The following is an 18420-nucleotide window of genomic DNA, read 5'->3' on the forward strand; positions in this document are numbered from 1 at the left end:
ACCCCACCCCAACCTCAATCCTTCGTCACCCGATTGATCTCCGCCAGACTCGTCACACCCTTCTTCGCCTTCAGCAGCGCCGACTGCCGCAAGTCGCGCACCCCCGAACGCTGCGCCGCCTCCGCGATCTGGAGCGCATTCCCGCCCCCCAGCACGATCGTCGAGATCTCGTCCGTCATCGGCATCACCTGGTAGAGGCCCGTCCGGCCCTTGAAGCCGTTGGTGCAGTCGTCGCAGCCGACCGCCTCGTACAAGCTGAATCCCTCGGCGATCTCGGCCTCGGTATAGCCTTCGGCCAGCAATGCGTGATCGGGCAGCTCGGCCTTGCGCTTGCACTTGTCGCACAGGCGCCGCGCCAGGCGCTGCGCAATCACCAGGGTGACCGAGCTGGTGATGTTGTAGGGGGCGATGCCCATGTTCATCAGGCGCGCGATGGTCTGTGGCGCATCGTTGGTGTGCAGGGTGGACAGCACCATGTGGCCGGTCTGGGCGGCCTTGATCGCGATCTCGGCCGTCTCCAGGTCGCGGATTTCGCCGACCATGATGATGTCCGGATCCTGGCGCAGGAAGCTGCGCAGCGCGGCGGCAAAGGTCATGCCGCGACGTTCGTTCTGCTGCACCTGGTTCACGCCGGGCAGGCGGATTTCAACCGGATCCTCGACCGTGGAAATGTTGCGCTGCTCGTCGTTGAGGATGCCGAGCGCCGTATACAGGCTGACCGTCTTGCCCGAGCCGGTGGGGCCGGTGACCAGCACCATCCCGTAGGGCTTCTGGATTGCCTCCTCGAACAGCTTCTGCTGGTCCGGCTCATAGCCCAGTTTGTCGATGCCCAGCCTGGCGGCGCTGGCGTCGAGGATGCGCAGCACCACCTTCTCGCCAAACAGGGTGGGCAGGGTGCTCACGCGGAAGTCGATCTGCTTGGTCTTGCTCAGGTTGAGCTTCATGCGCCCGTCCTGCGGCACGCGCTTCTCGGCGATGTCCAGCTGCGCCATCACCTTCAGGCGCGCGCTGATGCGCTGGTGGAGCTTCACCGGCATCTTCGCGGTCTGCTTGAGGATGCCGTCCACGCGCAGGCGCACGCGGTAGTCGTTCTCGTAGGGCTCGAAGTGGATGTCCGAGGCGCCACGCTTGATCGCGTCGATCAGCACCTTGTTGACGAATTTGACGACCGGCGCATCGTCCTGCTTGCCCTCCACCCCGGTATCGCGTTGATCTTCGTCGCCCCCTTCGATGTCGAGGTTGTCCAGGCCCTCGGTGTCGTCCAGTGCGTCCCCGAAACTGTCGCTGGCCTGCAGCCACAGCTCCAGCGAGCGGCGGATGTTGTCCTCGTCGACCAGGATGGGCTCCACCACCAGGTTGGTGTGGAACTTGATCTCGTCCAGTGCCTGGCTGTTGGTGGGATCCGCGGTGCCGACGAAGAGCTTCGCGCCGCGCTTGAACAGCGGCAGCACGTGGTGCTTGTTCAGCAACTCTTCGTTGACCAGCTTGATCGCGCTCGAGGCAGCGTCCATCGCGGACGTGTCGAGGACCGGCATGCCGAATTCCATCGAGTTTGCCGCCGCCATCTGCGCGGCGGTGACCAGCTTGTGGGCTCGCAGGTAGGCGGACACCTGCTGCCGTTCCGCAGTTGCCTTGTCCAGCGCCTCGCGGGCGGTGGTCTCATCCAGGGCACCGTCCAGCACCAGGCGTCTGGCGATTCCGGTGATGCCGACAAGGTTGGCGGACGGGACTGCACTCATGGATTGGCTCTCTTCTGGACTGTCAAGACTCTAGCGCAAGGATCATGCCGCGCACCACCAGGGGCGTTCCGTCCAGCCGGAGGGTTTCCCGCGCGAGGCGCTTCCGGCTACCCTCTGCGGAAAGGGGAGACTCATGCCGGTATCGATCATCCTGCCTGCCAAGAACGAGGCCGAGGGGTTGCGGCGCGTCCTGCCGGCCCTGCGGGCCCGCATGCCGGACGCCGAGATCATCGTGGTCGACGACGGGTCGACCGACGAGACGGCCGCCGTGGCGACGGAAAACGGGGCCAGGGCCCTGTCGGCGCCCTACTCGATGGGAAATGGCGCGGCAATCAAGCGCGGCGCGCGCGCGGCCACCGGCGACATCCTGGTGTTCATGGATGCGGACGGGCAGCACGATCCGGCGTCGATCGAGGGATTGCTGGCCAAGCTGGACGAGGGCTACGACATGGTCGTGGGATCCCGCGACTGGGCCGGCCAGGCAGGCGTGCACCGCGGCGCGGCCAATGCCTTCTACAACTGGCTGGCCAGCCGAATGACCGGGTTCGACGTCAAGGACCTGACTTCCGGCTTTCGCGCTGTGCGCGCGGACAAGTTCCGCGAGTTCATCCATCTGCTGCCCAACGGATTCAGTTACCCGACCACCAGCACGATGGCGTTCTTCCGGAGCGCGTACGCTGTCGTTTACGTACCGATTCCGGTGGCAAAGCGTCTCGGCAAGAGCCACATCCGGCCGCTCCGAGACGGCATACGCTTCCTGCTCATTATCTTCAAGATCGCCACGCTGTACTCGCCGCTCAAGCTGTTCGTCCCGACTGCAACAGCGTTCTTTCTGACGGGACTGGGGTATTACGGCTATACCTTCTTCACGCAAGGGCGCTTGACGAACATGAGCACCTTGCTGTTTAGCGCCGCCGTTATCATCTTCCTGATCGGTCTGATATCGGAGCAGATCACCTCGCTGATCTATAGCCGGAATGGCTGAGGACTTCCGCCAGCCGCATGCGGGGTTGGATATCCAACCCAGTCCAGCCTACGCATCCTTCTTCGGCAAGAGCGTCGAGGCGCTGGGCGATGCCTGAACCGGGTGCCAGGTCGCGTCCTTGCGTCCTGGTCCTGGCGTCCACCTACCCGCGGTGGCCGGGGGATCCGGAACCTGGTTTCGTGCATGAGTTGGCAAAGCGGCTGACTGGCCAGTTCCGCGTGATCGCGCTGGGGCCACATGCACCAGGCGCATCCGTCCTGGAAGTGCTGGATGGAGTGGAAATCCACCGCTACCGCTACGCGCCCGAGCGGTGGGAAACGCTGGTCAACGACGGCGGCATCGTTGCGAATCTTCGGCGAAGCAGGTGGAAGCTCCTGCTGGTTCCGGGCTTCGTCCTCGTGCAGGGATGGTGGGCATGGCGGATCATGCGGCGTCTGGACGTGGACGTAATTCATGCGCACTGGTTACTGCCCCAAGGCCTGATCGCCGCTTTGCTGCAATCATTGCCCGGTCGGAAGGTTCCCTTCGTGGTGACTTCACACGGTGCGGACCTCTATGCGCTGCGCGGCCGCATGCTGGCGTCGCTCAAACGTTTCGTGCTGCGAAAGGCATCGGCGGCGACCGTGGTCAGCGGCGCGATGCGCGAACGCCTGCAGGCGATGGGGACGGACATGGCAAAGGTATCCGTGCAGCCTATGGGGGTCGACATGGAAGAACGCTTCACGCCAGGGCAGGGCGCGGAGCGTTCGCAATGGGAGATCCTGTTCGTCGGGCGTCTGGTGGAGAAGAAGGGATTGCGTTTCCTGCTGGATGCGATGCCGCGCGCGCTGCAGCATGTTCCCGGTGCGAAGCTCACCATCGCCGGGTTCGGTCCCGAGGAAGCCGCTCTCAGGTCCCAGGCGCATGCGCTTGGGCTGGAGGCCTCGGTGCGCTTTATCGGGGCGGTGCCGCAGACAGACCTTCCCGCGCTCTATCGCAGGGCGGCCCTGTTCGTTGCGCCGTTCGTCCGCGCGACATCGGGCGACGAGGAAGGGTTGGGCCTCGTGTTGGTGGAAGCCATCGGCTGCGGATGCCCGATCCTCGTCGGTAACGTGCCAGCCGTAACGGAAGTGCTGGGCCACGGGTATGGCGACATGGCTGTGGATGTACGGGATGCGGAACAACTGTCGGAGCGGATCACTGCCGTGTTGAGTGACCCAGTTGGCGCGCGCACGCGCGCGACGCAACTGCGCAGCATGGTCCAGACGCGATTTGACTGGAAAACGGTCGCCGAGAGCTACTCGCGTCTGCTTGCAGCGACGGATTGAAAGGGGGCGGTATGGGGTCGGATCGGGGTTGGAAGCGATGGGGTGCGTCTGACCCGTACTTCGGGGTGTGCAGAGAAGGAAGATTCCACTCGGCCTCAATGACTGTAGAGTCCAGACGCGAGTTCTTCGCTTGCGGTGATCTGCCTGAATCTGGATGACAATGGTGCCCCTCAAACAGGAGCGGGTCTTGGCGACCGGGTGCCCAGGATGAGTGTTGAACTTACGCCTGCGGTCTGGCTTCCAACCATTCGTGCCGGCACCGGCGCTGACGTGTTCACTATGCGGCTCTGCGCGGGTTTGAATGCGCGTGGCGTACGCGCGGAGATCACATGGTTGCCGCGTCGCGCGGAATACCTGCCATGGACGGTTCAAGTAGCGCGGCCTCCGGAATGGGCAAACGTGGCACATGTGAACAGTTGGTTGCCGCAAAGGTTCTGGCCAAAGGGCTTGCCAACGGTCGTGACAGTGCATCACCTCGTACACGATCCGGCGTACAAGCCTTACCGTTCGATTCCCCAGGCCGTCTATCACGGCCTGCTGATCCGTCGACGCGAACTGGCGGCCATCCGGAATGCGGGCGCGGTGACGGTTGTTTCCGACTATGTGAAGTGGACGGTCAATGAGTTCTCCGGGCGGGAGAAGGTGACCGTAATCGGAAACTGGATCGATCCCAGTGTATTCACTCCCGCGCCCGATGCCGGGAGACGTTCCGCTGGGCCGTTCCGCCTGTTCATGGCAGGCACGCAGTCCTTTCGCAAAGGATACGACCTGCTTCCTGCGTTCTCACGGGCATTGGGCGCGGGCTTTGAGATCCGGTATGCCGGCGGCAAGGCGAGGTCAACGTCTCCTTTCGGCAACCCGACGGAGCTTGGCCGGATCAGCGCACGCGAACTGATTCGCGAGTATCAGGAATGCGACGCAGTGGCGTCGCTGTCTCGTTACGAGGGTTTTGGCTATACAGCCCTGGAGGCGATGGCATGCGGCAAGCCATTCCTTGGTTTCGCAGGGAGCGGCTTGAGCGAGGTCGTCGAGCATGGCCGCACGGCGCTGATGGCTCCGATCGGCGATGTGGCCCAGTTAGCGACGAACTGCCGGCTGTTGCGAGATGCCCCAGGGCTTCTGGCGGAGATGGGTATGGCTGGCCGGAGGCGTGCAGAACGCGCCTTCGCGGCTGGCGATGCGCTGGACGCGTATCTGAAAATCTATCTTGGGCTGGTTTCGCAAGGTCGCGTCGGCGGCTAACGGCGAACGGGCGCTATCGGTATGCTTGTGGCGGAAGTCCTAATTGGTGAAAGAAATTTCCCCGCTGGCGGGCACTTGCCGTGCTCGGCGGGCCCGCCGTGTGGCGGGTACTTGTACTGACGCAAGGGGGCTGCAATGACCGAAGTGACGGCCATTGTCCTGAACTTCAGGACACCGGAGAAGACGTTGGAATGCTTGCGTTCGCTTGCGCAAGAGACGATCCGACATGTCGTTCTCGTCGAGAATTCAGAGGATGGCGGTGTGTCCCTGTCGACGATGCGGCCCGGAATTGAAGGCCTCAAGGGCGAGGGAGTGGGGATCGATATCGTTGACGAGGGGCGCAACCTTGGGTTCGCGGCAGGAGTCAACCGTGCCCTGGGCCTCATTCGTGACCGGCAGGGTGGGGACGTCCTGCTGCTGAACTCCGATGCACGCTTGGAACCAGGTGCGCTGTGCGGTTTGCGCGAGGCGCTGCGCGCCGGCGCGGATGCGGCGGCCCCGCTCGTCGTTTCGTCGACCGCTGGCCTGTCCATGCCGGTGTCCCACTACCACAGATGCCTGGGGATCCTGACGAAAGATCGCCTCAGAGGATCGTTCCCGTACATCACCGGTGCGTGTGTCCTGTTTGCTCCCGGGGTTGCGAGGGATGGACTGTTCGATGAAGATTTCTTCTTCTACGGCGAAGATGTAATGCTCGGTGCGAGGATGGAGAGGGAGGGCAAGGTCTGCGCCGTTGTTTCAGAGAGCAGGATTGTGCATGAGGGAGCGGGAAGTGCGCGCAATGGGTCGGTGTTCTACGAGTACCACATCAATCGTGGCCATTGGCTGCTTGCGCTGAAGTTGCCGACCGGAAGAATCAGCTTGTTCCTATATCTGGCCGGACGACTGTTGTTCCTTCCTTCACGAGCAACCGTGCGTTCAATCAGACACGGGAGTCTGAATCCGTTGAAGGGATTCTGTATGGCTACCTCTGACCTCCTTTCTGGAATCAGGCGCACATTGACTCCACCGGCTACCAGGAAGCCGCCAGCCAACTAAGTGTGGCGCGCACGCGACTAGTCAGCTGCTTGAGCAAAGTTCCCGTACGATTTGAAGATGCTTTCTGGCCGCAACTTCGGGCCTGAACTTCTCGAACCACTCCGGATCGGGCGCGTCGTGTGCTTGCGTCCCATTTGCCACGTCGACCATTGCTTCTGCCAGGGCAAGTGCATCCCCAACAGGTACAAGCGTGCCGAACCTGCCATTTTCAAGTACTTCTGAAGGACCGTAGTCGCAGTTGGTAGAGATCACCGCCGTCCGGGCAAAAAGTGCCTCGACGAGGACCAGGCCAAACCCTTCATAGCGCGAGCTTAGAACAAAGGCGGAAGCATGTTGCATCTGCAGCAGGGGCGCGCCTGTGACGCCGGGCATGTCAACGCAGTCGGTCAGGTCCAGTGAGTGAATGGTCTGGTTGAGATCGGATCGGAGCGAACCTTCGCCAAATATGATTAGGCGGCAATTCATCTGATTGCGAGCGATCCTGAGGGCGCGCAGCAGCGTATCGAAATCCTTCTGCGGCTCAAGGCGGCCCATGGCGACAAATGTTGGAGCCGGCTTCTGTCTCAGCCATGGGTGTAGATCCTCCCAGCCGTGGGACGGCAGCAATGCCGGGATCACGGGATTAGGAATGACGTCTATCTCCGACTCGGGCACGCGCAGGAACCTGGCGGTCGGTCCATGCAATGCCTGCGATACGCAAATGACCTTGGAGTGTCGTGCTGCGAATCTTGAGAGCGCCGGGCCGATGATGCGATTGTGAAGCCCTCCATACGTCCACTCGACCGAGATGTTGCTTTCGTTCCTGATCAGCAGAGGAGGCGGCCAGCCGGCCCTTACCTTCGATATGGCCGCGGCTATCCCGGCGTAGATCCCGAACGCTATGACCGCATCCGGGCTGATCTCGCTGACAAGGGCTGCCAGCTTTTTCGTTCCGCGAATAGGCTTCCCGCATTCGAGGCTGACGAGTTCGACCCCCTCGGGTACGGATCGCAGAAACTCGCCTTCATTGCGACAGACAACCAACCAGACCTTGCTGCCCAGACCCGTCATCGCCGATGCAAGGAGTATCGCCACGCGCTCCGCGCCTCCACAGTTCATTGAACTGATGAACAGCAGGATTCTCTTCTGGCAAGTTGTATCTGTTTCGATAGTCTTGGCCATTTCCATGGGTTCATTGCGACGAAGAATTCGAGGCTTCACGACCAGGGGCGTGAAATCCTACAGCGCAAGAATATCCGTGAACGTCGTCTTGTGAGCCCGGGTCAGGTCCTCAAGGGAGGTTTGTAAAAAAGGGGGGCAGCCAAGGTCGTAGATTCTCCTGCCTTCCAAGTTCCGTTGGAAGAGGGGCATCCCGCCCGATGCCGCGAGGTAGCTTGGATTGAACTCGGAAACGATGGGAGACCCTGCTGCAATGAATGACCGGGCGCCTTCAAGTGCATGGCCCTCGTAGCCTTCAATATCCATCCACAGCATGGAGGTTTTCTTCCCAGCTTCGATGTCGTCGAGGCGAGTTGAGTGGATTGAAATGCCATGTGCCCCGATCGAGTGATTGCCGCTGTTGCTGGCCGATTCCTTCAATTTCAGTACTTCATCCGACCTGTCGCCCACAGCAACCTGATGCACTGTGACAAGTTCGGAAATTCCATTCAACGCTATATTCGCGCGAAGCAGTTTGATGTTATCCGGATGCGGCTCGATTGCCGTTGCAGATTTCACAAGCCCCCTCTTGATGGCGGGAATCAGGATGGTACCGATATTGGCACCAACATCGACCAGGTGTTCGGGCGCCGGGGCGCCCTCGCGTTGGATAATTTCCAGCGCCGCTGCAAGTTTGTAGAAGTCGAACTCGCCATGAAGGAAGAGTTCACGGCCGATCGTCCTGTCGCGTGTGGAGACGATGTACAGCTCCCGCTTGCTGATGACAAGGTATGGCGTGGGCGACGCGTCGTAGGTGGCGCGTCTGAAGAGCGGGATGGTGGTTACGAGAGGCCGCAGCAGCAGCTTCGTCGTAGCGATCAACGGCCAGCGAAGTAGCGTCGAGTTGCGGATGGACTCGAACAAGGTCATGGCTCAATCCTTTCTGTAGATCAGTACGCAGATGCATGCCAATGATGTCGCTTCCGTCGCGTAGCTGGCCCAGACGGCGCCCTGCAAGGAATAAGCTGGAATCAGTAGGGTGGCGAATGCAACTCCCGCGCATCCTCCGATCAGGTACACCCAAGTCAGTAGATGGGTGCGACCGGTTGCGATCAAATGGAAGTTGCCGAGGTTTCGGAGTACGGCCAGCAATGGTAGCCCGGCGAGCCAGATCATCAATCGTGCAGCAGGTTCAAACTCTTCCCCCAGAATGGGCGGAATCAGGAAAGATGCCGCGACTATTACTACCGCACCCACTAGGGACATCAAGATCAATGCGGCGCCCGCGGTGACAAGGCGGCGGCGATGGTCCGTGTCGGCGTACAACCGGGGCCATAGTGCCTCCTGCAGTGCCAAAATGGGCAGGCTTACCAGGTCCACCGCACGTTGCGCCACGTTGAACACGCCGGCTTGCGCAAACGCAGCCTGCGCAAGCAGTGGCTTGTTGTATTCGGCTTGGATCCGTACGGAGACGCCCCCGGTGGTGAAAGGAATGCCCTCCTTGACCAAAGGCCAGAGCGGCTCCGTGGAGCTTGTCCAGCCAATGCTGGCTCGGGTCAGCCAAGCCGAGGTGCATGCGTAGGCAAGGCTGACGGCGACATATGCCCATAGCCAGATGGTGAGGCTGCCGTTGCCGAAGGCAGCCAGACCCAAGAGAACCGCAAGTCGTGAGATCGGCAGCCCGGCCTGCATTAAGCCGTAGGCTCTGATTCGTTGTATTGCCTGAAACGAGCGGCCAAGAAGCTCTATCAGTGAGGTGGTGGCGATTTCCGCAAGGATCAGTGCGAAGACCGCCGCTTTTGGGGCCGCAACTTGGGGCAGTGCGAGCATTGCGACGATGCTTGTTGCGGTTGCGAAGATCAGAGTGCTGCGCCACCAGACGCGCAACGCGCGACCCAGAAGCGTCGGCAACTCCGCGCGGTTCTGCGCGACGTCCCGCAGCAGTACGCTAGGGAGGCCCAGTCCGGCGATCGAGGCAGATATCCCGGCGATAGCCAATACGGCGACGAAAGAACCGTAATCGGTGGCGCCTAGCAGTCTGGCTAGCAGTAGCAAGGCGATTGCCTGTGCTGCAGCGCGCAACACGAACCAGGTGAGTAACTCACTGCCGGCACGGGCGAGGCCGCCCGGCCGCCACCTAAGCAAGCGATGCGAACTCATTTCGCGATGACGCGCTCTGAAGCGCTCGGGCTCGCAAGGGCGGATTTCTCGCCGAAGGCGGCTTGCGCGGCCTCAACCTGTTCGCGCAGCCAGCGAATGTGATTCTGCTCGGCCTTGTTCGAAAGATCAGCCCGCGCTTCTAGCTGGAGCAACGTCTGGCGTCCCCCGGCGACATCTCCGGTGTACAGCTGCGCAAGGATCAAAGGCATAGCTACTGGCGGGTCAGCGTCGCTTTGCCAAGCCAGTGTGGCCTGTGTGAGCGTCGCCTCCCAGTCATTAGCCCGTGCAAGAAAGCTGGCTGCGTAGTAGCGCGCCTTCCACTTCCGCTGGTCCGAGTCTGCCTGTGCTTTCGCGCGGTCTGTGAGGTGGATTAGAGCCCCGGCGAGCATATGGTCAGTGACGCGCCCGCATCCAGAACCGTTGGTGGCCTCGTAAATATAGCTAAATGGTTTGGTTTCAGCGCTTGTGAGAGGCAGTGGGGACGCCTTGAGGAACTCCGTCAGATCAACCGGGTTGCCGTCGTGATCTAATGAGCAGTTCATGTACAAGCGATACAGGTGACCCAGAGATTTCGTTCGGACATTTTCGGAAGTGATCATGCTGTTCAGAATCTCATTCGCCCTGCCATCATCGCCTCTTGTGATGGCAGCCGATAGGACGGCGGCATTTGCCCGAAGGGAGTCTGGATGGGAGATAAGGGCTGATTCGGCAATCATTAAGTCACTTTGCCATACCCGCGCCCGGCCATGTGTGCTGAAAGCCAGTACTAACAGTGTGCCGGATAGCAGAACTAGTCCCACGCGCCTGGGTCGGAAGGCATCGCCAGAAAGTTTCTTGCCCGTAGCAGCGGCTAGTGCGGTTGCGGCTGTAAAGATTCCCACGGACGGCAGGTAGTTGCGATGCTCGAAGTAGAGTTCAAGTGCAATCACGCCTGATTCGAGCGCATGCGCAGCCAAGAAGAACAGCCAGCCGAAAAGGAGCGCGGGCAGCCGGTCCCGCCAACGCCAAGCGAGAGCTGTGATAATGAGTATTGCTGCGGCTGCCGCCAGCGTTGTTGGCGGGCTGAGGATGCCTGTCGAGACAACGAAATCGTCAGTGTAGACGCCCATGCTTGGCGGATTGGGCAGCAAGAGCTTCGACAAGTAGTCGCAGATGGCGCGCGGTTGACTCAGCAAACGCTCGACAAAGGTAAAGTCGCGATTGATATAGCCGCCCAGTATTCGCTGGGGAGCTAACGCAAAGGCGAGGATTCCTACGAGACCTGGAAGGGCCACATATATCCAGTGGAACAGTTGGACACTCTTGGGTCGTCTTTCCCGCCGAAAGTACGCTCCTTCGACCACTGCGCATAAGAGGGGCAGCAGTAGCCCATTCTCCTTTGCAAGGAACGCTAGGCCAGTCAGCGCGGGCACACCGATTAGCAAAGCAGAGGAAGCGGTCAGTGATGGCCCCAGGTCGAGCCGTTGGCGCGAGGCAACGTATAGCCAGAGGCCGAGCAAGACGAACAATGTCGAGAGCTGCGCCATGCGCTGCACAACGTAAAGTACGGTGCTGGCGTGTAGCGGATGCAACATCCAAAGTGCGGCTACCACGGCTGCATATAATGATGCGCGGCTTTGCAGGAGCGCGTCTTGCCGTAGCAGAAGTCTGAGGAAGCCGAATATTGTCACTCCACACAACAAGTGTGTAATGAGGTTGCCAATCTTCAAGGAGTAGGGGTTATACCCGCCGATCCATGCATTGAGCGCAAAACTTGCCATCGACAGCGGGCGCCCGAAGGTACCTGCCGCGCGTTCAAAGAGTAGCGCCGTCAATGACAGCTCACCGTTCAACCATAGCGGGATGGCCGAAAGGTTGAAGGGATCGTCAAGCAAGAATGGGCCTTTCAGGCCGATCCAGTACGCAACGGCTGTCAGGACGCAGGCAATTGCTAGCAGCGCCGAAGAGGCATTCCAGCGGACGGGAGCAGGCAAGATCGAATCCCCAGTTTGGCCAAGGTACTAGAGCACAAAAAAAACCCCGGCAGAAGCCGGGGTTTTTGCTCACAAAACGCAGATTAGAATGTGCAGGGGTCCGGCACGTTCGCGGCACTAACGTTCTGGCCGCTCGCAACGCACGCCCAGTTGATGCGTCCACCTGTGGTGTTGGGTGTCAGCTGGGCAGAATAGCCGTCATAAGTGCCGGTGATCTGACCGGTGGCGGCCTGGCAGGATGCCTGCGTCGCCACGTTCTGGCAGGTCGGGTTGGCCGAGCCCATGTTCTCGCCGATCTTGATCTTCTCGCCGGCGACCGAGCCGATGGCGTTGGTGATCTTGGCCTTGATGGTGTAGTCACGGTAGGCCGGCAGCGCGATGGCGGCCAGGATGGCGATGATCGCAACAACGATCATCAGTTCGATGAGGGTAAAGCCCTTCTGCATCTTCATGGTGTGTCCCCTAGGTTTTTGACAAGTCGACTTTTACGTGTCCCGCTGGTGCGGTCGCGCCGGGTCCAGTGGGTTTCCGTGCAGCGGTGCACGTGCAGGGGATTGTCGCAGGATGCGTGCCATCTCGCTGCACGCGCATGGATCTGAGGGCAAAGGTGGACGGAGTCACAGTCCGGGGTCCGAAAGCCAAGCGGTAGGGTGACAAAAATGCGTCAGGAGTTGACCTAAAACGTCATCTTCTGTGTCCGCTCGCGAATGGCGCGATCGTTTTCGAGACGGCGTCCGGGTGGAGGTTGCGGTCGGCGTTCGGACCGGCACGGCATCAATGCGGTGTCTGTAAGATCTGTACATGTCCAAGCGCTTGTTTGTCGCCCTTGCGGTCGCCGTCACCCTTTTGGCGCTGATCCTGCGCCTGCATTACGTGCTTGCGGTGACGGTCGTGAACCCGCTCGGCGGCGATGCGCTGGATTACGTGCGCTACGCCGACAACCTGCTGCGTGGCTACTTCGGTCGGGAAGATGCGCCGGATGCGTATCGCTCGCCTGGCTATCCCGTCCTGATCGCGGGCGCCAAGGCGCTCGCGGCGGATTGGCCGGCTTTGCTGCTGGTGTGGCAGGCCGGCCTCGGCTCGCTGACCGTCGCCGGCACGATGATGCTGGCGCGCACATGGCTGCCCGCGTGGAGTGCCCTGGTGGCTGGGCTGCTGCTGGCGCTTTGGCCACACAGCATCGCAATGACCGCCGAAGTGCTTTCCGAAACGCTATTCGCCTTCCTGCTCATGCTGGCGGCCCTGCTTGCGGCCAGGCGGCAATGGCTAACGGCCGGCTTCGCGTTCGCCGCGGGCGCCCTGGTGAACCCGGTCGTGCTGTTGCTGCCGCTGGCGCTGGTACCGTGCCTGCGGGAGCGAAGGGCGATCGTGGCGCTGCTCGTGCCCGCGCTGCTCGTTCCTTCCCTGTGGAGTTTTCGGCCGGTGGATGGAGGGTCTGAGAGGCTATGGACGAACCTGGTCCAGGGATCATGGCCCCTTTACCACCGTGCGTACCTGTCGCGGAACGCGCATCCGGAACCTGCCCAGATCATGGCCACGATCGATGGCGAGGTGCTGCTGACCAACCAGTATCCCGTGGCCGGCGTGACCCGCATGCTGGAGCGCATGTCCCAATCGCCGCTGGGATATGCCGGATGGTATGCGGGCAAGCCGTACCTGCTCTGGGATTGGGACATCAGGATCAGTGATGCCCACGGCCCCTATGTCCATGCGGTGGAGAATTCACCCCTGGACAAGCGATCTGCGTGGTTGGCCGTGGGCAAGGCCATGAACCCGGTCCTGTTCTGGCTGGCGTTGGCTGCGTGCGTGCATGGGCTGTGGAAGGGGCCGGCGCCTCTGCGGATGGTCGCGGTGGCGTTCGCGTACTTCACTCTGCTGCATACGGTCCTTCAGGCAGAACCGCGCTATTCAGTGCCGTATCGCCCGTTCGAGATGTTGCTGGTTGCGTCCATCATGGCTGCGACGGTGGCGCGTCTCGCTTCGCGGTTTGGACACGGGATGGCGCCGGCCCAAGTTGAATCGGGGGTCGAACCCTCCTAGCGGACGCATCTTCGATGCGTTGAACGTTCGCTTCCCGTGCGGGGCAATCTTTCGGAGGCGTCGGCAGCCGGCGTGCCTCGGGGTGGCCGGCAGCGCTCAACTGCGATTCTTCCTCTATCAGGAATAAGAAGCAGGAGTCAGTCGATCCCGAGCTTCTTCAACTTGTATCGCAGCGCCCGGAAGGTGATCCCCAGCGCGGCTGCGGTCTTGGTCTTGTTGTAGCGGTTTTCCTGCAGGGCCTGCTGGATGGCGGTGCGCTCGATCTCTTCGATGTACGAGGGAAGGGCGCTGCTGGAGGTGTCGAAGGGGCTCAGGTTACGCGGGTCGGCGGCGGGGGTGCTTGGGGCACTGTGTGGCGGCGCGGACTGGGATGCGAACGATGCGCCCGCTTGCGCGCCGGCATGGCCGCTGCTGGCGGGCAACTGCAGGTCGCTGGCGTGGATGGTGCTGCCGTCGGCGAGGGCCAGGGCGCGTTCGAGGATGTTCTCCAGTTCGCGCACGTTGCCGGGGAAGGGGTAGGTCTCCAGGGCCGCGACCGCGTCCGGCGCGAGCGTGGGCGGCTGCACCTTCATCGCGCGGGAGAGGCGGTCGAGGATGGCGGCCGAGAGCAGGGTGAGGTCGCCGTCGCGCTCGCGCAGCGGCGGCACCACCAGGCCGATGACGTTGATGCGGTAGTACAGGTCGTGGCGGAAGCGGCCTTCGGCGACCAGGGTGGCCAGGTCCTTGTGGGTGGCCGAGAGGATGCGCACATCCACCGGCACTTCGCCCTGGGCGCCGACTGCGCGCACGCTCTTTTCCTGGATGGCGCGCAGCAGCTTGACCTGCATCGGCAGCGGCAGCTCGGCCACTTCGTCCAGGAACAGGGTGCCGCCGTCGGCGGCCTGGAACAGGCCGGGCTTGTCGCTGGTGGCGCCGGTGAAGCTGCCCTTCTTGTGGCCGAAGAACTCGCTTTCCATCAGCTCGGACGGGATCGCGCCGCAGTTGACCGGCACGAACGGGCCGCCGGCGCGCGAGCCCTGGGCGTGGATGGTGCGTGCGACCAGCTCCTTGCCGGTGCCCGATTCGCCAAGGATGTGCACCGGCGCCTGGCTGCGGGCGACCTTGGCGATGGTCTGGCGCAGGCTGACCATCGGCGGCGAGGAGCCGAGCAGGCGGCTGGTGTCCTCGGGCTGTGCGAGGCGCTTGGCGTTGAGTTCCAGCGCCTGGCGGACCAGGCCGCGCAACACGTTGATGTCGACCGGCTTGCTGACGAAGTCGAAGGCGCCGGCCTTCAGGGCCTCGACCGCGGCCTCGACGTTGCCGTAGGCGGTGATCACCGCGACCGGGGTGGAGGGGAAGCGGGTGGAGATCTCGCTGACCAGCTCCAGGCCCGAGCCGTCGGGCAGGCGCATGTCGGTCAGGCACAGGTCGTAGGAGACGGTGGCCAGCATCTGCCGGGCGGCGTGCAGGTTGGGGGCGGTGTCGGTGCGCAGGCCCATTCGCCCCAGGGTCAGCACCAGCAGTTCGCGAATGTCTTGCTCATCATCAACGATCAGGGCGCTGCGGGCTTCGTTCATGAAATGGGGCAGAGTCTCAAAGGTGACCAATATTGACACTTTTTGACGCGAGTGACGAGGCAGGCGTGGACAGGGTACGGAGGCGTACTGCGCTGCGGTCGGTAAAGCCCGGTCATGATTGTCCTATCGGCCGCCGTGGCGATTCCTGTGGCGGTGGCGGTGGCGGCGTCGCTCAACTCCTCCGCAGCGCGTGCTGCGACGACAGGGCGACCCGGAAGCAGGCGCCGCCGCCCGGGACCGGGACGTATTCGAGCGTGGCCTCGTTGGCGCGGCACAGTTCGTGGGCGATGTAGAGGCCCAGGCCGGTGCCGTTTTCAGAGGTGGTGAAGAATGGCCGGAACAGCTGGCTGAGGACGGTGTCGGGGATGCCGGGGCCGCGGTCGAGCACGCTGATCACCGGCGCGCGCTGGTCGCCTTCGATGTGGATGGCGATGCGCGGCATCTCGCCGGGCATGTGCCCGTAGCGCACCGAGTTGTTGACCAGCGAGGAGATGATCTGCTGCAGGTGGCGCGGGTCGAACATCACCGGCAGCCGGGACGGGCCGTCGGTGAGCCGCAGCTGCGCGTTCTCTTCCGGGACGATCATGCGGTAGTCGTCGATGAAGCTGCGCATGAAGCCGACCAGCTCGATGTGCTCGGGTTTGGCGCGCTCGCGGCGGGCCAGGCCCAGCACGCTTTCGACGATGCCGTTGGTGCGCATGCACTGCTGGTGGATGATCTGCAGCAGGCGGCGGTCGCTGGTGGTGAGGTCGTGCGATTCCTCGAGCAGCTGGGTCGCGTAGCTGATCGCGGCCAGCGGGTTGCGGATCTCGTGGGCAAGGCTGGCCGAGAAACGGCCCATCGCCGCCAGGGTGATGGATTCGGCCCGGCGCGAAACCAGCGAGGTGTCGTCGAGGAAGATCAGGGTGGAGTCGCTGGTGGCAAGCAGGCGGGCGAAGCGGGGCAGCACGTCGGGACGGTCGGGGCCGCAGGCCATGGGCGAGTCGTCCTGCTTGCCGTCCTGCAGCCAGTGCGCCAGGCGCATGGCCAGCTCCGGCGCCATCTTGGCGAGCACCTGGCCGTGCATGCCCGGGTGGTCGGCGTCGCTGTCGTCGCGCAGCAGCAGTTGCGCGGCCTCGTTGGCCATGCGCACGCGGCCGGGGCCGTCGACCAGGATCACGCCGGTGCGCATGCGCCGGATCACCAGCTCGTTGATTTCGGCGAGGTTGGCCGCCTCGGCGCCGCGCCGGTCTGCAAGCTGGCGCACCTCGCGCATCTGCCGGCCGAGGTGGCGCATGAGCCCGGCCACGGCGAAATAGGCCACCGCGAACATCAGCACTTCGGCCAGCGGGCGGTAGGCGTGGACCTGTTCGATCCGATCCCAGACGTACTCGGCCAGCAGCGCCAGGGTGGCCGCCGAGGCGAACGCCATGCTCCAGGCCATCGACACGAACAGCGAGCCGGCGGCCAGGTTGAACGCCAGCATCAGGGCGATGCCGGGGCCGGCGCCGGGCATGGCGTGGGTTGCCAGCAGGGCCACGGTGATGTCGATCGACAGAGCGGCCACGACGTGCGGCGTGAACACGTCGTCGGTCCGGCGGGCGTGCACCAGCAGCAGGACCGACATCGCCAGGTAGGTGACTGAAACAGTCCGTGCCAGCTGCGGCAGGTGCATGTCGCCGATCAGCGCCCCGGCCGGACTGAACACCACCAGCGCCAGCAGGGAGGCCACCAGGATCCGGTACAGCGCGAACAGGTACAGCTCGCGGGCGGGCGACAGGGTCTGGTCTGGGTGGGCTGCGTCGGGAGCGGGCAAGGGCGGCGTCGGCGCGGGAGCAGCCCGGAGTATAGGGTCGGAGCGGCCCGGGGCGGGGCGGCGGACCGCGGGTTTTGCCCGCTGGCGACGCATGGGCGAGAATAGGCGGCCGCGTGCAGCCTGCTGGCCTCCGGGTCCCGGGACGCGCGATGCGATCCTCCCCAGCACGGACCCCACATGAACTTCCACGAATACCAGGCCAAGCAGTTGTTCGCCGATTACGGCATCTCGGTGCCGGCCGGCCGCGTTGCGCGCTCTCCCGAAGAAGCGGTCGACGCCGCCAAGGCCATCCCCGGCGACCTCTGGGTGGTGAAGGCCCAGATCCACGCCGGTGGCCGCGGCAAGGCCGGCGGCGTCAAGCTCGCCCGCACCCTCGACGAGGTGCGCGAGTACGCCAAGGGCATGCTCGGCACGAAGATGGAGACCTACCAGTCGGCCGGCGTGGCGCTGCCGATCGACTCGGTGCTGATCTCCGAGGGCACCGACATCGACAAGGAGCTGTACCTGTCGGTGCTGGTCGACCGCAGCACGCAGTCGATCACCTTCATCGCCTCCAGCGAAGGCGGCGTGGACATCGAGCAGGTGGCCGCCGAGACCCCCGAGAAGATCCAGACCCTCAACGTCAACTACGTGCAGGGCCTGCAGCCTTACCAGTGCCGCGACATGGGCTTCGGCCTGGGCCTGACGGCCAAGCAGGTCAACCAGCTGTCGAAGATCATGCTGGGCCTGTACAAGCTGTTCAACGAGAAGGACCTGGCGCTGGTTGAACTCAACCCGCTGGCGATCCTCACCGACGGCAACCTCGCCGTGCTCGACGGCAAGGTCAACTCCGACGACAACGCCTCGTTCCGCCACGCCGACCTGGTCGCGATGCGCGACGTCCGCCAGGAGGACGAGACCGAGGTGGCCGCCAGCCAGCACGACCTCAACTACGTGACCATGGACGGCAACATCGGCTGCATGGTCAACGGCGCCGGGCTTGCGATGGCGACGATGGACGTGATCAAGCTCGAGGGCGGCGAACCGGCCAACTTCCTCGACGTGGGCGGCGGCGCCAACAAGGAGCGCGTGACCGAGGCGTTCAAGCTGATCCTGTCGGACGAGGACGTGAAGGCGATCTTCGTCAACATCTTCGGCGGCATCGTGCGCTGCGACATGATCGCCGAGGGCATCATCGCCGCGGTCAAGGAAGTGGACGTCAAGGTGCCGGTGATCGTGCGCCTGGAAGGCACCAACGTCGAGGAAGGCAAGAAGCTGCTGCGCGAGAGCGGGCTTGCGATCACGCCTGCCGACGACATCAACGACGGCGCCCGGAAGGCCGTCGCGGCCGTGAAGCAGGCTGCCTGACACCCACACTTTCATCTTGTCGTCTCGAGCGTAGCGAGAGACCTGCTTTGCCCGGTAGCGGGCGTTTGGAAGCAGATTCCTCCTTGCGGTCGGAATGACAG

General features: G+C 63.1%; 14 protein-coding genes. 6 read left to right on the forward strand and 8 right to left on the reverse strand.

What is annotated here, in order from left to right; all coding sequences use genetic code 11:
• Positions 1-14: 14 nt before the first annotated feature.
• Entirely contained in the window at positions 15-1739 is a 1725-nt protein-coding gene (gene pilB, locus ACW5DW_RS12755) for a type IV-A pilus assembly ATPase PilB (RefSeq protein ID WP_457019337.1), read from the reverse strand.
• 133 nt (positions 1740-1872) lie between these two features.
• Here pilB and ACW5DW_RS12760 point away from each other — a divergent pair, with 133 nt between their 5' ends.
• The 4 genes from ACW5DW_RS12760 to ACW5DW_RS12775 all read left to right on the forward strand — a co-directional run bounded on the left by ACW5DW_RS12760 (position 1873) and on the right by ACW5DW_RS12775 (position 6311).
• Positions 1873-2724 carry a glycosyltransferase family 2 protein gene (locus ACW5DW_RS12760; RefSeq protein ID WP_457019338.1) on the forward strand — a complete coding sequence of 284 codons (852 nt, stop codon included), beginning with the start codon at positions 1873-1875 and terminating at the stop codon, positions 2722-2724.
• A 179-nt stretch (positions 2725-2903) separates the two neighbouring features.
• A complete protein-coding gene (locus ACW5DW_RS12765; RefSeq protein WP_457019339.1) occupies positions 2904-4031 on the forward strand; it encodes a glycosyltransferase in 1128 nt (375 codons plus the stop codon).
• A 207-nt stretch (positions 4032-4238) separates the two neighbouring features.
• Positions 4239-5273: a glycosyltransferase family 4 protein gene (locus ACW5DW_RS12770; RefSeq protein ID WP_457019340.1), complete on the forward strand. Its 1035-nt coding sequence runs from the start codon at positions 4239-4241 to the stop codon at positions 5271-5273.
• 135 nt (positions 5274-5408) lie between these two features.
• Positions 5409-6311 (forward strand): glycosyltransferase family 2 protein, encoded by a 903-nt coding sequence (locus ACW5DW_RS12775; RefSeq protein WP_457019341.1) that lies wholly within the window; start codon positions 5409-5411, stop codon positions 6309-6311.
• A gap of 21 nt (positions 6312-6332) precedes the next feature.
• On the opposite strand, the gene ACW5DW_RS12780 is transcribed toward ACW5DW_RS12775, so the two are convergent.
• The 5 genes from ACW5DW_RS12780 to ACW5DW_RS12800 all read right to left on the reverse strand — a co-directional run bounded on the left by ACW5DW_RS12780 (position 6333) and on the right by ACW5DW_RS12800 (position 12033).
• Complete coding sequence (locus tag ACW5DW_RS12780; RefSeq protein WP_457019342.1) at positions 6333-7478, reverse strand: glycosyltransferase; 1146 nt, start codon at positions 7476-7478, stop codon at positions 6333-6335.
• Positions 7479-7529: 51 nt separating this feature from the next.
• Positions 7530-8378 carry an FkbM family methyltransferase gene (locus ACW5DW_RS12785; RefSeq protein WP_457019343.1) on the reverse strand — a complete coding sequence of 283 codons (849 nt, stop codon included), beginning with the start codon at positions 8376-8378 and terminating at the stop codon, positions 7530-7532.
• 3 nt (positions 8379-8381) lie between these two features.
• On the reverse strand, positions 8382-9608 hold the full coding sequence (locus tag ACW5DW_RS12790; protein ID WP_457019344.1) for an oligosaccharide flippase family protein: 1227 nt from the start codon (positions 9606-9608) through the stop codon (positions 8382-8384).
• Positions 9605-11482, reverse strand: coding sequence for an ArnT family glycosyltransferase (locus tag ACW5DW_RS12795; protein ID WP_457019345.1), 1878 nt, complete (start codon positions 11480-11482; stop codon positions 9605-9607). The genes ACW5DW_RS12790 and ACW5DW_RS12795 overlap by 4 nt, the downstream gene beginning before the upstream one ends.
• Before the next feature lie 182 nt (positions 11483-11664).
• On the reverse strand, positions 11665-12033 hold the full coding sequence (locus tag ACW5DW_RS12800; RefSeq protein ID WP_457019346.1) for a pilin: 369 nt from the start codon (positions 12031-12033) through the stop codon (positions 11665-11667).
• A gap of 349 nt (positions 12034-12382) precedes the next feature.
• Between ACW5DW_RS12800 and ACW5DW_RS12805 the strand changes: the two genes are divergently transcribed.
• A complete protein-coding gene (locus tag ACW5DW_RS12805; RefSeq protein WP_457019347.1) occupies positions 12383-13621 on the forward strand; it encodes a hypothetical protein in 1239 nt (412 codons plus the stop codon).
• A 137-nt stretch (positions 13622-13758) separates the two neighbouring features.
• Here the strand turns inward: ACW5DW_RS12805 and ACW5DW_RS12810 are convergent, their stop codons facing one another.
• Together ACW5DW_RS12810 and ACW5DW_RS12815 are read right to left on the reverse strand one after the other, a co-directional pair.
• On the reverse strand, positions 13759-15177 hold the full coding sequence (locus ACW5DW_RS12810) for a sigma-54-dependent transcriptional regulator (RefSeq protein WP_457019349.1): 1419 nt from the start codon (positions 15175-15177) through the stop codon (positions 13759-13761).
• Between the two features lie 172 nt (positions 15178-15349).
• Complete coding sequence (locus ACW5DW_RS12815; protein ID WP_457019350.1) at positions 15350-16972, reverse strand: sensor histidine kinase; 1623 nt, start codon at positions 16970-16972, stop codon at positions 15350-15352.
• 177 nt (positions 16973-17149) lie between these two features.
• On the opposite strand from ACW5DW_RS12815, the gene sucC reads away from it, so the two are divergent.
• Positions 17150-18319: an ADP-forming succinate--CoA ligase subunit beta gene (sucC, locus tag ACW5DW_RS12820; RefSeq protein WP_457019351.1), complete on the forward strand. Its 1170-nt coding sequence runs from the start codon at positions 17150-17152 to the stop codon at positions 18317-18319.
• Positions 18320-18420: the final 101 nt, after the last annotated feature.

The organism is Luteimonas sp. A482, assembly GCF_054072655.1.

What these genes read in the sequence shown, in the direction of transcription:
- pilB (WP_457019337.1), bottom strand. Translation starts at nt 1,739, where the DNA reads ATGAGTGCAGTCCCGTCCGCCAACCTTGTCGGCATCACCGGAATCGCC.
- ACW5DW_RS12785 (WP_457019343.1), bottom strand. Translation starts at nt 8,378, where the DNA reads ATGACCTTGTTCGAGTCCATCCGCAACTCGACGCTACTTCGCTGGCCG.
- ACW5DW_RS12760 (WP_457019338.1), top strand. Translation starts at nt 1,873, where the DNA reads ATGCCGGTATCGATCATCCTGCCTGCCAAGAACGAGGCCGAGGGGTTG.
- ACW5DW_RS12780 (WP_457019342.1), bottom strand. Translation starts at nt 7,478, where the DNA reads ATGGAAATGGCCAAGACTATCGAAACAGATACAACTTGCCAGAAGAGA.
- sucC (WP_457019351.1), top strand. Translation starts at nt 17,150, where the DNA reads ATGAACTTCCACGAATACCAGGCCAAGCAGTTGTTCGCCGATTACGGC.
- ACW5DW_RS12800 (WP_457019346.1), bottom strand. Translation starts at nt 12,033, where the DNA reads ATGAAGATGCAGAAGGGCTTTACCCTCATCGAACTGATGATCGTTGTT.
- ACW5DW_RS12790 (WP_457019344.1), bottom strand. Translation starts at nt 9,608, where the DNA reads ATGAGTTCGCATCGCTTGCTTAGGTGGCGGCCGGGCGGCCTCGCCCGT.
- ACW5DW_RS12775 (WP_457019341.1), top strand. Translation starts at nt 5,409, where the DNA reads ATGACCGAAGTGACGGCCATTGTCCTGAACTTCAGGACACCGGAGAAG.
- ACW5DW_RS12810 (WP_457019349.1), bottom strand. Translation starts at nt 15,177, where the DNA reads ATGAACGAAGCCCGCAGCGCCCTGATCGTTGATGATGAGCAAGACATT.
- ACW5DW_RS12805 (WP_457019347.1), top strand. Translation starts at nt 12,383, where the DNA reads ATGTCCAAGCGCTTGTTTGTCGCCCTTGCGGTCGCCGTCACCCTTTTG.
- ACW5DW_RS12770 (WP_457019340.1), top strand. Translation starts at nt 4,239, where the DNA reads ATGAGTGTTGAACTTACGCCTGCGGTCTGGCTTCCAACCATTCGTGCC.